Below are 14,877 nucleotides of genomic sequence, written 5' to 3'. Positions count from 1 at the left end.
TAACTGATCAAGATTTGATTGGTAAAAATTATGATCCTAGGAAACTATTAGCACCTGGTGTCACGGCCGTGGAAACGAGTTTGGCAGAACGTCTGGCTGTTTTCGGTGCTTCATCACACTAAAAAAACGCTAACACATTAATTAATGTGTTAGCGTTTTTTCGCTATTCTTTGAGTTTTCGAACAGAATCTCGCTCCACCATGAGTGATTCGTAAACAACAGAGTCCACTTTATGATGATTTATTTTTTGCAATAATAGCGTAGCTGCATCACGTCCCATCATTTGCTGCGCATGCGTCATTGTCGTTAATCTAGGCGACATATACTTTGACAGTTGAAAATCATCAAATCCAATTATCGAGACATCTGTCGGTATTTTTAAGCCAATGTCATTAACTAAATCCATAATTCTGATGGCTAGTTGATCATTATACGCCAAAATGGCCGTGGGCCGTTCTGATGATGTTTTCAATAATAAATCATTCATTTGCTGAAGCGCACTATTAACATTATCAGATTGATACATGATAGGTTTACAGAAAGGAAGTAGTGAAGAATGATCTTGATAAGCCTCAAGATAGCCATTTAATCTGTGAACGCCTTGAAGATCATCAACTTGAAAAACACCTACAATTTTTTTATGATTTTTAGAAAAAAGGTAGTTTGTTGCCTGATAAAAAGCATGTTGATCATCACTAACTAGTGATGTTCCTTGAATATTTTTATAGGCAGCGTTAATAAAAATAACGGGAATTCCTAATTTCTCAATTTCTTTATACAGGTCAATATTGGTTGTTTCACTCGCGCTTTTTGTTGGTTCAACAATTAATCCCCCGAGATTTTGTCGCATAAAATTTTTTAATGCTGATCGTTCTCTTACAGGATCATTGTGAGTGTTCGCTAATATAAAAGAAAAATTATGCATTGATAAAACTTGGTCAATGCCGTCAATAATGGCAGGAAAAATATATGACGCAATATGCGTGGAAATAACCCCTACTACTTGTGGCACACTTTCTTTTTGCAATATTTCCGTTTTATCTGCTACAAAAGATCCACCACCTTGAATACGATAAATAAAGTTTTCGTTTTCTAAATCAGAAATAGCTCTTCGCACAGTGTAACGACTAACTGAAAATGCGGACATTAATTCGCTTTCAGTAGGTAACTTTTGGTCAACACTGTAGTCTCCACTCAATATTTTATCTAAAATATATTGTTTAATAATTTCATATTTATTAGTTTTCATAAATTTAACCACCACGATAAACCATCACAATTTTTGTTAGCACGTAAGAGACACAACTGCATTGTATCGCGACTAATTTTTTTATGGAGATATGGTAATATATTGCGCTATCAACAATTATTGCTAATCACTAACTGTTATTTAATAATGCCACCACTCCAATTTCATACTCAATGGCTGAACTTCAAATCAACATCTTCCAAGTCAAGCACGTGGCGCGTCACACTTGCTGCCCCACCAAGCAAAGTTGCTTGATAGACAGAGTGATTTGCAAATAATAATTCTGATTGACAAGTTGGATTCAGATCTTGATACACTTCAATCACACGGCCTAATAATTCCGGCATTTCAGCGATAAAACGTGAGTGAATAAAGAGCGCTTGTGGGGCATAGGTTTGTATAATATCATAAGCCATTTGCGCAATGCCACGGACCCAATCATCAATTAACGCTGTTGTTTCTGGTGCATTATGACTAGCACAAGCCACAAAATCAGCACGGACGACTTCTTTTTTGCCTAAAGCCTCGGCCAAACGTTTCAGCATGGCGTCTTCAGAATATAAATCTTCCATGCGAATAATTTCCTTATTCTGAGACCAAACAATACTGCGACCAACTTCACCAGCGCGTCCAGCCAAACCACGATATAACTGACCATCAATAATAATTCCAGCACCAATACCATAGTGAATATTGAGTGCAATTAAATTATCATATTGATCAATTTGTCGGTAATCATGATAATCCCGAATATAGACAGCCGCATAGTTAGCTTCGTTTTCTAGTAAAACTGGCACACTAATTACTTGTCCAAGTAAATCAGCCAAATCAATACCTGAATAATCAAAAAAAGGAGAGTATGTCACTTGATTTTGATCAACAACACCATGCACGCCAACCGCAATTCCCATAACACCCTCTTGCGTACCATATTTTTGCGGTTTAATGCGATGCAAATTTTTCATCATTAAATCCACGACTTGTTTTAGTGTCAAGCCATCAACGTCAAATTCATCAGTCGCAATGACTTCACCACTCAAACGTACCTGTGCCATTCGTAAATGATGGCGTCCCATGTCAAATGCTACCACAAAACCGTAATTACGATTGAAACGAATCATTTTAGCCTTGCGACCACCTGTTTCGGTTGTATCCCCTTCGCCCAAATCTTCAATGAAACCAATATCATCTAAATCACGGTAAATTGAGCTAATTGTTGATTTATGTAATTCTAGGTCAACCGCTAGTTGGGCACGCGACGTTTCTTTAGCATTAAATAACGCTTGTAAAACTAAGCGCTGATTATGATCCCGCATGGTGATTTGATCTGTTTTCTTCATAGCATCGCTGGCATTAAAACAACCAGCACCTCTCCCTTATTTGTGATAATGATAAACAATTTCTGCCACACGGGTTTCATCTTTTTTCAAACGCACGTCACCAAAGGCTGGAATATTTTCAGAGTTTGGTAATGTGTGGGGTTCCAAGGCAACTGCCACCCATTTATGTCCGTTGCCATGATTATTTATCATATCCGATGTCATCGAATTGGCGGTGAAAACAACTAACCCATTTCGATGAGATATTACATCTATTGTACGCGAACTAACCTTATCTTTCAAACTAGCAATTTTTGGTCCTTGAACGACAAAGACATCATCAAAGCCATGCTCTGCGGTTGTTTTATCCAAAGTTGCTAACGCAGCGCCCAAATCCGGCGCCATTCTCAAATCAAATGGCGAATTATGATTGGCCATCGTCTCTCCAGTTGGTACTTTCCCAGTATCAACTGCCAAATGAACTTTACTATTGAGATGCAATTCATGGTTGGAGACATCATCAGATTGGCTTAAATTAAAATAAGCATGTGACGTCGGATTAAATACACCATCAGTTTCACGTTGCGTCCCGCTCATAGTCAAGGCCACAGTATCGTCATCTGAAAGTGTGTAGCGTATTTCCGATTCCAAATTCCCCGGAAAGCCATCTTGTGCTGACGTTATAGTCGCCGTCAAGACAATACTATTTTGATCAAATTTTACGGCAAACATCGTATTGGACCAACCATTACCACCACCATGTAGCGAATTATCACCTTCATTTTGTGGTGTTTGAATCAATTGATCGCCAAGCTTGAATGTTGCATCTTTAATACGACCGGCAACGCGCCCAATCAGACGATTGATATAAAAAGGATTATCGGTGTAACCTGACATCTCCGGTGCTGACAATAACATATTAACTCGTGTTCCTTCGTCAATGACCGAATATTCATGCCAAATACCGGCATAGTCGAGCACTGTAATCCGCGTGCCATTCTTATTTTCTAACGAATAAGCAGACACTTTTTGTCCTTCAAAGTTACCAAATGTTTGAATGGTTGTTTTCATTTTTAAAGTCTCTTTCATTTTTGATTTAAAAAAATCAGTCTAACGACTGATTATTGTTACTAATTTGCAACAGGTGCATCATTTAAATGATTCTTACGATGACGTAAGCTCGCTTCAATTTGTTCTAGTGAGCGACCACGCGTTTCTATGGTAAACTTGTGCACGAACCAAATGGAAATGAAGCACATCACCGCATAGAGATAGAATAAATTACCTGTACCAAAAGCACTTAGCAATGGTGGGAAGGTCAGTGAAACAATCGTGTTCGCTGTCCAGTTGACCACAGCACCAAATGAATTACCTAAACCACGGATATTGAGTGGGAAGCTCTCACCAATCATAACCCACATGACAGGACCCCATGTTGCAGAGAAGAAAGCAATGTAGATTGTCAATGCAATCGCAGCAAGATACGAACCAAACTTGCCTGTACCTGAGAGTTGCATACCAACTGACATCAAAATCAGCGAAATACCCATCCCCCATGCACCGTAAATCAACATTTTCTTACGATCAATTTTGTCCATAATCATGACCGCAACCCAAGTCACAATCACGTTAAAGATACCAATGCCAATGTGTGCCATCAAGGCTGCCGAGACACCAAATCCAATATCAGTGAAAATCGTCGGTGCATAGTAAAGTACCGTGTTACATCCCATGGTTTGTTGGAAAATCGCCAATCCCATCGCCATAATAAGCACTGGCCGGCTAAGTGGACCAAACAAGTCAGAAAGACCACCAGTTTTGGCAGCTGCTTGTAATTCAATGTCACCTAATTCGGCTTCAACCATTTTTTCATCTTTGCTAAACATTGCCAACACTTCACGTGCTGCTTCATTGTCGCCTCGGCGTACCAAATATCGTGGTGACTCTGGCAAAACAAGACCACCAAAGAATAAAGCTAACGCTGGTAAAGCTGCCAAAGCCAACATAATACGCCAGCCAAACGTCAAGTCTTGCAACAGATAGTTAGAAATATACGCAACTAAGATACCAGTCATAATCATCATCTGAAATAATGACGCAACCCCACCACGTTTGTCGGCGGGTGCCATTTCAGATAAGTAAGTTGGAATGAGTGACGATGCGCCACCCACGGCTAAACCTAGCACTATTCGTGATGCTACTAAGTGAGCAAAATCAGGTGCTAAACCTGACCAAACCGCACCAACTAAGAAAATGATTGATGACAGCAATAATAACTTTTTACGACCGAATCGATCTGACATCGGTCCAATCACAGCGGCACCAAGAATGGCACCCACAAGGACTGCGGAAACAACCCAGCCTTCTTGCCATTTGGTCAAAGTCAACTGTTTAGAAATAAACAATATGGCACCGGAAATCACACCCGTATCATAACCAAACAATAACCCACCTAAAGCACCAAAGAAGTAAATAAAGCCCGCCGATAATTTATGCACTTTCATTTGTAAGACACTTTCTGTTTAAAAACGTATAATCAATTGAAGTAACAATTACTTGAGATACTATTGCTTATTTATATGTTATTTTTAATAAAATCGACTCTCTGATTTCTGCCATGAATAACTACCGTCAGCTTCTTGGTAATCACCCAATTCCTTATAATCAAAGAAATCAAATTCTGCTGTTGAGTCATAGCCTGAATAATCGACTGCAGCTAATCCAACATAAGCCCCCGTGAAGAAACCACCATATTCGCGTACGACATAGTCATCTGACAATACCGCAGCATCTAATGTAATGCCTGTTGCAATCCAGTTTTGACCATCGAATGAATAGTAATAAGTATATGATTCCTTACGATTTTCGGACTTAAACCAAACGTATTCCGTACCTTCAGGAATCACCGGCGCATCGTCTTTAAAGTATGATGTGTATGATCCGTTACGCAAGCCACCTTTATTTTCACCAACTTCAATGACATTTTTACCGTCATCATTTTTTGTAATGAAAATAAACGACCAATGTGAGTGGTTGTAGTAATTAGTCAAACCAGCCATTGCTTGATATGAATATGGATCAAACTTTACTTTGGTTTCGGCATCAAAGTAGAAAGCTTGCCAACGGCGTGCAATCAAAGATAAGTCAAACGTGTTAGCCAATGAACCTTGACCGCGTAACACTAATTTGCCCGCGCCAGTGTGACCCATCTTTTCAGTAAATGGTACACGTAGTGTGTTCCAGTTAATGTCAAGCTTGTCATCAGTAAAGTCATCATGTTGTGAATGATCAGCTGGTGCATCAGTCAAAATAGCGTCCTTAGGGGCTTCGACAAACGTTGAACCACCATGACCACCAACAACTCGTGGCCAACCTGCTTCATCCCATTCAACTTTTTGAATTGATGACTCGCGACCTAATGTTGACCAACCGCGTGGATCCGTAGCACTCTCCGTTGGATGATTCCAAGGACGAGCTGACAAGGAAGCATAATACCACTCGCCCCCCGGTGTATCAACAAGAGCGCCGTGCCCTTGCTTTTGCAAGTAAGCATTTGGCGTGTCAAAGTTAGTTAAGAATGGTCCTTCTGGTTCGCGTTCAAATGACAACGCATCCAAAGTCTGTGAACGTGCAACGACTTCTTGATGAGTAAAGATCGTACCACCTTCCGCCGCAAACAAGTAATATTGACCCTTAATTTTATACAAATGTGGGCCTTCAACTAACTTAACTTCAGTCCCTTCCCAAATTGTACGGGCTGTTTCTGGCTTTAACTTCATTGTTGTTGTATCGAATTCAGTCAAAGTAATACCATCAAATGGGTGATGATACTCGCGATGATCCCATGTCTGTTGCACAAGATACTTGCGACCATCATCGTCATGGAACAATGAGGCATCAAATCCAACACCATTCACCAAAATTGGATCTGACCATGGCCCTTCAATGGATTCCGCAGTTGTCAAGTAATTTTTCATGTCTTTAAACGAGCCATCGGTAATTTTAACATCCGTGAAAATTAACCAGAACTTACCGTCGGCATAAGACAAGTCTGGTGCCCAAATACCACCTGATGATGGGTTGCCTTTCATATCCAATAGTGTCGTTGTATCAAGGACATTTTTAACTAAATTCCAATGCACCAAATCTTGTGAGGCGTGAATTCGCACACCTGGGAACCATTCAAATGTTGATGTCGCAATATAGTAAGTATCTGCCACACGAATAATAGATGGATCTGAGTTAAATCCCGGTAATACTGGGTTTTGAATCTGCATAGTATGCTTTCCTTTCTTACTACCAAACCGGCTTCCGTATATCTGAAAGCGGTATCATTTCTTTTACAAAATATATCTTACCACGGTTAGTTTGTTCGTGCAACCAACTATGATATATTTTTAATCCAAAACGGCACATTCTTGACGTTTTGGTACACGTCTTCTCAGCACTAACATATAAATAATGCACCCACTCATAATAAATACCCATATCAATGGCACAAACACTGTTTCAAAACTAATGGCATGAACTGCTAAAAGACTCAATAACATCGAGACATCATTCCAGACATAACAAGATAAACTCTCTGAATATGGCGCCCGTTTAATTTTCTGAATCGTTGGAATAATTGCCAAGGCTTCAACAATCGCCAAAATAAACAATAACTCACCCTGCGTCAGCCCGTGAACCAAGGTCAACAAAAGTGGCACTACAACGGCGCCTAACATGGCCAAAATAAATCGTCGATTGGTTGGTTGTTCTTTGGCGTATTTAAGACCCATAACACCAAAATATGAAAAAAAGACGACGCTCAAAACCATTGATGTTGCACCAAAACCGCCACGATTAGCCAAAATAATCACAGCCTCAATTAACGAAATTAATGCCCAAATCATATAGGTCGCAAAATTAGGTTGGAATTGCCCACGCTTCAACGCACGAAGCGCTGGCACATTACGATAAAATACCGCTAACATTGCTAATCCACCTAACCACGTTTGTATATGTAACACCAGTCTATCCTCACTTTCTTATCACACCACTGACTATCATGATCAACCTTTACTTTGCTATTTATCATAACAAATATTTATTATCGTGCGTTAAAGTTCATATTTTGTTCACAAAAATTACTTTTTTATATGAAATAAGCGTGATAACCAGCCATGTTTGTTGGTTGTCACCATGTTATCATCTTCAATAAAAGGTACTTCTGCTAATTCAGGTGTTTCGTAATACAATTTTTTTAATCGTGCAGTATTCGGGTTTCGTAATCCCGGCATCTGCGTGAGTAGCGGTTTCTGCTCACTTTCGTCTAACCTAATGAAAGCATCATCTAATGAGATAGTTGGGTATGTTTTGCCGTCATTCAAAACAGATTGCGTCGTACGATTACGCTGATTACCCGCTAAATAAGTGGTAGGTTGTACAATGGCATCAGATGAAATAACCGCTTTCCCAGTCATTTGTTTTTGATAATATCCGGCAGCGTAACTTGAAATAGGACCATAACCTATAAATTCGATGATTGACGCATGGCTTTTAACTTTTGCATCCTGAATGATTTGTTTAAGTGCTGTTTCGTAAGTACTGCTTGTTGTTTCATTAACATAAAAGCCGGCCAATAAGCGACCATCAGCGATATATAACACATTTTGCTGAGTTGGCACAATCCACTGATGTGCGTAATCCGTCATATTGTCACTTGGTTCTGAAAAAATGACGCGCAATGTTTGACTTGTCACTAGAGAAGCTTCTTGTAAGTACCAATACAGGTCTTCACCACTATCAAAACGCTCATGATGGTCGCCCGCCAACAATGTACCATTGGTCAACGCAAGACGAATGGTAAACTCATGGAAAATAATATGTTCTGCTCCAGCAGTAATCAATTCAATTTCGTAAGCATCATAATTTTTAGGCACTTCAAACGTCATGATATCTTTGTTTTCATGATAGGCTACAATTTGGCGATGATAGACATCAAAAAATGTAATCGTTAAGTAGCCAAACATGTGATTGGCGTTTGTAATGTCGCGTTCTAATTCATACGTTTCGCCCTGAACTAAATAGGGAAGATCTGCAAGCTTGTTACTTACAATGTAATCACGTTTTGAAGCCCACCTTGCAACCACTTGGCCGCTTGGCAGCCATTGATTTTCGTAAAAAACTTGGTTCATCCGGTCAAATCGGATATTTGCCCCTTGTAATTCTAACAACTCTGTCTGTGGTGTCCAATAAATATGATATTGCATAACGTCATTTACCCCCATCGCCTTGAAGCGACCATCTCTTATCGCGTAACGTGTAAAGTCGATTTTTGATGAAAGTAATCATTTCAGAAATCTTTTCAATATGATAACCATGCTCTTCAAAATGGGTCAGGTGCACATGTTGCTCGCGGAAAAAGTCTAATAATTCAGGCAAACTTTCACCATCATATTCATCCAAATCCATTGTAAATAGTGATACATCAATATTTTTCCAATCAATTTGTTTGATATGTTGCCACAATTTTTCGTCAAGAACTACTGTGTCTTCCTTTGACATACGTCCTGTCAAATGTCGACGCATATCAAGCGTCCAATCAGTATTACGATGATGTGGAAAGTCCATTTTAGCTGAAAAAGAACCCAAATTAATAATCGGCTTAGAAATCACAATTGCAGCTGGCTGAATGTCAGCAGCATAATACATCGCTGGATAGCTGCCCATCGAATACCCGTGAAAGATAACGTCATCCCCAGTGATCCCAAGTTCCGCCATCGCTTGGCGAATACGATCTATCACCGTTTGTTCAAAAATTTTAGTGCCCACTTCAAAAACGCCACCTTGTGTGCGCGAATCCGTAAACAGCAGGTATGGCGTCTCCAGCTCATCAAACACACCCATCAATTCAAATCCATCTGAAAAGAGCCGTGATCCAGCAAAAGATACAATTAAAGGCTTATTTCGCATACCGGGATTAAAATAACTTAAGACCTCTTCTCCTTCAGAAGTGAGGTGCCATTCACCACCCGGTAGCAAGTGTCCTAATCCATGACGTGTCCTGCGTTGGTGTAGCGCGTGTAACGATACTTGACCACGCCCTTTTGCCATGACAATCACTTGATAGTTAGCATAATCAGACAAACCACCAATCGGTGTCAAAGCGTGCAATGGTTCGCCACTGACAATTTGAACTTGTTGTATCTTATCATCCCGAAAAAATACAAATTTCAAGGCAACTTCAATATTTCCTTGCGTCTCATGTTCCAACCAAACTAAATTTTCACGGTTAGGAGATAAATCACCGGCTAAAACTTTTAAATACCCTAGCGCTTGCCACTGTGACCCAAAATCACCACTAAATTGCGTCAAAAAACGACCACCACGTGATAAATGACCGGTTACTTTTTCTGACGGTACGAATTGTTGTTCACTAAAACGCGTGGCAAACCCAATCTGTCCGAAATACAAGTCCGTCTCAATTCTTTGAACCACCCGATCCGGTGTAAAATCATCAAAATAAAATGCCCGACGCGCCTGTAAAATTGCTAACCATTCCGGTAAAATATTTTTCGTTAAGTAAATCACGTGAAAAGCTGGGCACTGGTTGACATAATCGAAAACAGCTTGATTATCTTGAATTTGATTAGTCAACAAAACGTAATTATATTGATTGGCTGGTTCATCTTCTTCCGGTGACTCTACTAACGTATGAATCTCAGAAACAGGCATATAATGCCAATCAAAAAAATCTGTTTGGGTAATTTGTCGCCAATCAGTATCTCCAATTTGTAGAATTGCAATTTTTCGTTTCATTTAGCTATTCCCCCAGTGGCTTTACTTGATCAAACACCCGCTGCCATTTGGACCAAAGCACTGTATCGTAGTAATTCTCAGAATGCTTGAATGCTTCATTTTTAGCAAATGCCCAATCATTGATATTATGTTGATAAAACTGAATCTTAGCGCTCAGTTCATTGACATCATCAATAATGAAACCATTTTGATTTGCCAACACGAATGGTGTTTTAACAGCATTGATTTGTGGAATCAGGGCTGATAAGGCCAAAGTTTGTAGGTAGGCGTTTGGTTGTGTGTTTAAATCAACCAACACACGGACTTTTTCAATCGCTCGTTGCTGCTTTTCCTCAGTAGGCGCGATGTTTATGATAAAGCGCTCCGCGAATGTTTTTATCGTTGCGGGCTGGTTGCCAGCCATTTTAAGTTCATCTGACAAACCATTATTGTCCAACAACTCATCATCTATGTCAGTCGATTGATCACTTGTTTCGATCAGATTGGTAACCGCTTGTGATAATGCAACCGGTGTGTCGACAATGACGCGCGCATGTTCGTTGTCCCGTAATATCGTGATGAACTGAGAAACGACAGCCAATTGTTGTGCAATCGTTTGATCAGCCACCCAATAATAATCAAGATTGGCGGTTTCTTGAGACTTTCCTTCTGACAAAATAGTCGCAAATGTGGGAATATAATGCTGATTTACCATTGTTGTGCTCACATTATCGGTAACGACTGCTTTCACGCACTGAGGTAGCGTCATCTTTGACGTTTCGCGTCTTTCCTGGGCGCTGTAAATAATATCATGTTGTATGTCGTTTTCTAGCAAAAACTGATTGATAACATCAGTTTGCGTTACAATTAATGGTGCTTCATCACTGATCTTACTGATTTTTTGTTTCAAAATAGCTTGAAATAAAACTGTCGTATTGGCGAATTTTTTGGCACCGAACCACGTCTCTTTTGTTGTCACAACCTGATCTGGTAGCGAAACATGCATAGCAACTTCACCACTAGGCGTCAAATAATCAACAGCAGTTTTCTCACCATTAACAAAATAGGTTGTCCGAGACACAAAACCGCGATCATCAATATCTAAACAAGTTTTTTGATGATCATTTTCATAAAAAATAATGGCTACGATTTGCCCTAAATTATCGCCATCTAATTGAATTTTGGCAAATAACTTGTCATCTTGCATTGCCACAATCTGGTCGGGCATTTCTACAAAATAAACCGTCTCTGGCCAACTAAAATCTTGTAAAGCCACCACGCGAGTATCAGTCAAACCGACCTCTTGTATATCATCATATAGTGACCAATATGTCACATGATCTAGATTTTTAGTATGAAACATTGAACGCAGACGCGTCAAATAATCCACCAATAACAAATTCACATCACAGCCTTGCGACTGAAATAATTGTGCTTGATGAATACTGTCATTGCCTTGTGGCATGGCCTGTTCATTTTCATGCCAATCTGGCAAAATATGAATGGTTGTCATGACATTTTCTCCAATTTATTGCTGGCATACCCTGCTTTAATGAGCCGTTGATAATCATCTTTTGACACGATAACCCGTTTAATTTTATGTTGATCGTTGGTTAAAATTTGTATCAAATTCGGGTAAATCTGACCTTGATCATCAATCACGCCTGCCGGCATGGTCAGTTGTGTGTTGTCCGGTGCAAAGTCCAACTCACGACCTAACTGCGTAATATCAAATGTCACTTCTGGAAATGATGACATGACATCTAACAAATAAGTATCTGCCGAACTGAATTGTGATTGTCCATGAACGACAAAATTACGAGCACCATTGAAATAATAATCAACAGTCGACAACTCCCCCGTCGTTTGGTAAAAATCACTTTCCAGTAAATCCCCTTCACTAAAGAATTGGCGAGCAAATAACGTCCCATCTCGATGGTAAATGTCCTTATAATCAAGCTTCCCATCGGTATCTAACCATGAAACAGCCTGTACAATTCTGGTGGATTGTGGAAACCACTTCACTTGCGCCAATTCGCTACCCAAGCTCACAACACTACTCGTCCAATCTTGATTAACGACAATTTGTGCATCATTTGGCACCGACAAATCACTCCACCAGATGCCTTTAGAGACGTCAATTTCAGTCAAATATTGTTGCCGGTAAACATCAAATACTTTTTCTGGCGCAATATGGTGTGCCTTAATCAGTGATACGGCGTCTTCGTGTGGGGTAGCTAACCATAATTCATCACTATGACCATTAGCCACTTGCTCAATTTGCCATTTAATACCAGCAAAGTTTTGATAGACTAAGCTATTGATGAGTTCAACTTTCATGATTAACCCTCCTAATCAACGCTGACCACTTTTTAGCAATTTCTTGTGTTTGATATTTTTTGGCGACTGCTTCAGCGCCACGTGATAAATCAGCATAATGCGCTGTTGATTGAAAGACTGCCGCCATGGCTTGACTCAATTGCACAACATTTTTTTCAGTTGCATCTTGGTGGCGTTCAAAGGTTGCTAAATGACCATTCAGACCTTCTTTGACCAATTCCTGTGCACCAAAAAAATTAGCATAAGTCGCAATTGGTAGCGCATCACTAATAGCCTCAATATACGTCAAACCAAACCCTTCCGAATAGGAGGCTGACACAAAAGCGTCGTATTGCTTCAAATCATCAATAACATGTTGACTCAAACCCGCCAAAGTCACAAATTTCTGTAATTTGAGCTCACTAATGCTCTTTTTAATATGAGGTATATCACCGCCATCACCATAAATAGTTAGGGTAGCATTTAGTCCTTGATCCCGTAACAATTTAATTGCTGACACGATTTGAGTGATATGTTTTTCTGGATGAAGACGGGATGCTGTCACAAATCGCGCCTCTTTTCCTGACCAATGGCGCGCCGGCATAACAGTTTCGACACCACCAACCGGAATAGTGGTAATTTTATCAAGTTGTTTCTGTCCAACACGTGACAAATCAGCTTTCATCGCTTGCGTTTGCACTTCAGTGGCGTTAATGACAGCAGACATATCGTCAAGGTGATCAAACATGTATTGATAATAATTATTCCAAAGTGGATGTGCCCCTTCAAATTGCGCCAAATGGGCAGCATGAACAACATCAAGTAATTTGACACCGGCACCCTGGCGTTTCAGATGAATCAGAGCTTCTTCATGTTCTTGCCCTCGATCAATGATGTAAAGACTATTAGGGTAAGTCTGATTTAACTGTTCATAAAAAAACATCACTAAAGCTTCATAAGTTTGGAAAAAATAATCTCGCCCTTTAAAGTTAAATAATCGTATGCTAACAGCTTGCTTTTTTCTGGAACCAGAATCACGATAATGCCACATTATTTTGTGATTGCCATTGGTTAAAATCACACGGTCGTCATCTACCAAATAAAGTTTACGCTCATCAGAATACCGCTTCACGCGTTGAATCGTTTCAAAATACCCACCTGTTGTTTGACGATCAAATCGCCGTTGCGTATGCGTTTGATCCCATAATACTTCTTCATGATACTCGCTCACCTCACGCAATCCATTGCGCAAATAATCATCCGGATCATCACTTAAAAAATAATCATAAAGCCCAATTACTTCAGATTCTTGCAAATGCCATTCCGCTGCATGTTCATGCAGTTTTGGTAGTAAGTCTGAATAAATCATCTTGAAGGGTTGGTGTGCTTGCCGAAAAATATCCGCACGATAAAATTGCGCGTGCTCCACACCACTGTTGCCATGTCCAATTGCTTTGTTCACAAAAAAGATCACGATAAATTCCTTTCTACTGCTCACTTAAATTAATTATTGTTCTGCGATATTAATCAGTTCTTTACCGTCTTTGGCAGCATACAAAATATTTTGACTATTGTTCACACCCATCAGTTCTAATGTATATCCTGGTTTGAAAGCAGTACCAATTGTTTTAGAAGTTGTTTTTAATGAATTGGTGAAAGACTGCCAGCCGGTTGTGGCCGCTTGACTAGGGTGAGCCTCAACGACACTCACACTCTCAGCCAATTGTGTTTTGGCATATAAACGCAGTTGAAATGCTTTCGTTTTTTCATCAAATGACACATCACCAATCTGTTGATAAGCTGTGTCTAGGCTCCGGGCATATTTTGTTTCTTGTAAGGAAAGTGCCTGTTGCTGATCTTCTGCTGATGTTGTTGGAATTTCAATCGTACGCGATCCGCTGACATTTTCAAAGCTCTTTTGCATGGCCGCTCTTTGACTAGCAGTCAGCTGCGCCACTTTTCTAGTAGTGTCTTGTCGTGATTTAATTTGTTTAATTGTTGCTGGTAACTTACTTGCACTCCAGACAGTACCACCAATCAGCAAGAGGGTTAAAAATAATGGCACAAAAAGTGTGCCATACTTGCGATAATTTTGAATTGTAAAAGTCACCATCATTAACGTCAATATTATGAACATAATAAGTAAGAATATCATTATAATCCCTCTTTTAACCAGTTTAGCATAAAAAAGTCTCCATAAATGTGGTT

At 39.7% G+C, this 14,877-nt stretch carries 12 protein-coding genes; all 12 read right to left on the bottom strand.

The features are described 5' to 3' along the window. Positions 1 to 163 precede the first annotated feature (163 nt). Positions 164 to 1,249, bottom strand: coding sequence for a GntR family transcriptional regulator (locus tag FF105_RS05380; RefSeq protein ID WP_010282426.1), 1,086 nt, complete (start codon positions 1,247 to 1,249; stop codon positions 164 to 166). A 170-nt stretch (positions 1,250 to 1,419) separates the two neighbouring features. Continuing rightward, entirely contained in the window at positions 1,420 to 2,589 is a 1,170-nt protein-coding gene (locus FF105_RS05375) for an ROK family protein (protein WP_010282430.1), read from the bottom strand. A gap of 36 nt (positions 2,590 to 2,625) precedes the next feature. Then, positions 2,626 to 3,639, bottom strand: coding sequence for an aldose epimerase family protein (locus FF105_RS05370; RefSeq protein WP_010282435.1), 1,014 nt, complete (start codon positions 3,637 to 3,639; stop codon positions 2,626 to 2,628). Between the two features lie 59 nt (positions 3,640 to 3,698). Then, positions 3,699 to 5,072, bottom strand: a complete 1,374-nt coding sequence (locus tag FF105_RS05365) for a sugar porter family MFS transporter (RefSeq protein WP_010282438.1) — start codon at positions 5,070 to 5,072, stop codon at positions 3,699 to 3,701. An 84-nt stretch (positions 5,073 to 5,156) separates the two neighbouring features. Continuing rightward, positions 5,157 to 6,845, bottom strand: coding sequence for a glycoside hydrolase family 43 protein (locus tag FF105_RS05360; protein WP_010282442.1), 1,689 nt, complete (start codon positions 6,843 to 6,845; stop codon positions 5,157 to 5,159). Between the two features lie 120 nt (positions 6,846 to 6,965). Further along, positions 6,966 to 7,580: a hypothetical protein gene (locus tag FF105_RS05355; protein WP_228934866.1), complete on the bottom strand. Its 615-nt coding sequence runs from the start codon at positions 7,578 to 7,580 to the stop codon at positions 6,966 to 6,968. 117 nt (positions 7,581 to 7,697) lie between these two features. Next, a complete protein-coding gene (asp3, locus tag FF105_RS05350; RefSeq protein WP_010282448.1) occupies positions 7,698 to 8,822 on the bottom strand; it encodes an accessory Sec system protein Asp3 in 1,125 nt (374 codons plus the stop codon). 4 nt (positions 8,823 to 8,826) lie between these two features. Further along, entirely contained in the window at positions 8,827 to 10,371 is a 1,545-nt protein-coding gene (gene asp2, locus FF105_RS05345; protein ID WP_010282449.1) for an accessory Sec system protein Asp2, read from the bottom strand. Between the two features lie 4 nt (positions 10,372 to 10,375). Then, positions 10,376 to 11,863: an accessory Sec system protein Asp1 gene (asp1, locus tag FF105_RS05340; protein WP_010282452.1), complete on the bottom strand. Its 1,488-nt coding sequence runs from the start codon at positions 11,861 to 11,863 to the stop codon at positions 10,376 to 10,378. Beyond that, complete coding sequence (locus tag FF105_RS05335; RefSeq protein ID WP_010282455.1) at positions 11,860 to 12,690, bottom strand: glycosyl transferase; 831 nt, start codon at positions 12,688 to 12,690, stop codon at positions 11,860 to 11,862. The genes asp1 and FF105_RS05335 overlap by 4 nt, the downstream gene beginning before the upstream one ends. Further along, positions 12,680 to 14,143 (bottom strand): glycosyltransferase, encoded by a 1,464-nt coding sequence (locus FF105_RS05330; protein WP_147652018.1) that lies wholly within the window; start codon positions 14,141 to 14,143, stop codon positions 12,680 to 12,682. The genes FF105_RS05335 and FF105_RS05330 overlap by 11 nt, the downstream gene beginning before the upstream one ends. Before the next feature lie 33 nt (positions 14,144 to 14,176). Next, the gene (locus FF105_RS05325) at positions 14,177 to 14,824 is read right to left on the bottom strand and encodes a hypothetical protein (protein ID WP_031941104.1); all 648 of its coding nucleotides are present in this window, start codon (positions 14,822 to 14,824) and stop codon (positions 14,177 to 14,179) included. Between the last annotated feature and the right edge of the window lie 53 nt (positions 14,825 to 14,877).

Source organism: Leuconostoc sp. UCMA20149, from assembly GCF_030400235.1.
Taxonomy (GTDB): domain Bacteria; phylum Bacillota; class Bacilli; order Lactobacillales; family Lactobacillaceae; genus Leuconostoc; species Leuconostoc pseudomesenteroides.
This window is presented reverse-complemented; position numbering and strand designations above follow the sequence as displayed.

Bases quoted from the DNA above. Each gene is read 5' to 3' on its own strand.
- FF105_RS05380 (WP_010282426.1), bottom strand. From the start codon at position 1,249: ATGAAAACTAATAAATATGAAATTATTAAACAATATATTTTAGATAAA.
- FF105_RS05375 (WP_010282430.1), bottom strand. From the start codon at position 2,589: ATGAAGAAAACAGATCAAATCACCATGCGGGATCATAATCAGCGCTTA.
- FF105_RS05370 (WP_010282435.1), bottom strand. From the start codon at position 3,639: ATGAAAACAACCATTCAAACATTTGGTAACTTTGAAGGACAAAAAGTG.
- FF105_RS05365 (WP_010282438.1), bottom strand. From the start codon at position 5,072: ATGAAAGTGCATAAATTATCGGCGGGCTTTATTTACTTCTTTGGTGCT.
- FF105_RS05360 (WP_010282442.1), bottom strand. From the start codon at position 6,845: ATGCAGATTCAAAACCCAGTATTACCGGGATTTAACTCAGATCCATCT.
- asp3 (WP_010282448.1), bottom strand. From the start codon at position 8,822: ATGCAATATCATATTTATTGGACACCACAGACAGAGTTGTTAGAATTA.
- asp2 (WP_010282449.1), bottom strand. From the start codon at position 10,371: ATGAAACGAAAAATTGCAATTCTACAAATTGGAGATACTGATTGGCGA.
- asp1 (WP_010282452.1), bottom strand. From the start codon at position 11,863: ATGACAACCATTCATATTTTGCCAGATTGGCATGAAAATGAACAGGCC.
- FF105_RS05335 (WP_010282455.1), bottom strand. From the start codon at position 12,690: ATGAAAGTTGAACTCATCAATAGCTTAGTCTATCAAAACTTTGCTGGT.
- FF105_RS05325 (WP_031941104.1), bottom strand. From the start codon at position 14,824: ATGATATTCTTACTTATTATGTTCATAATATTGACGTTAATGATGGTG.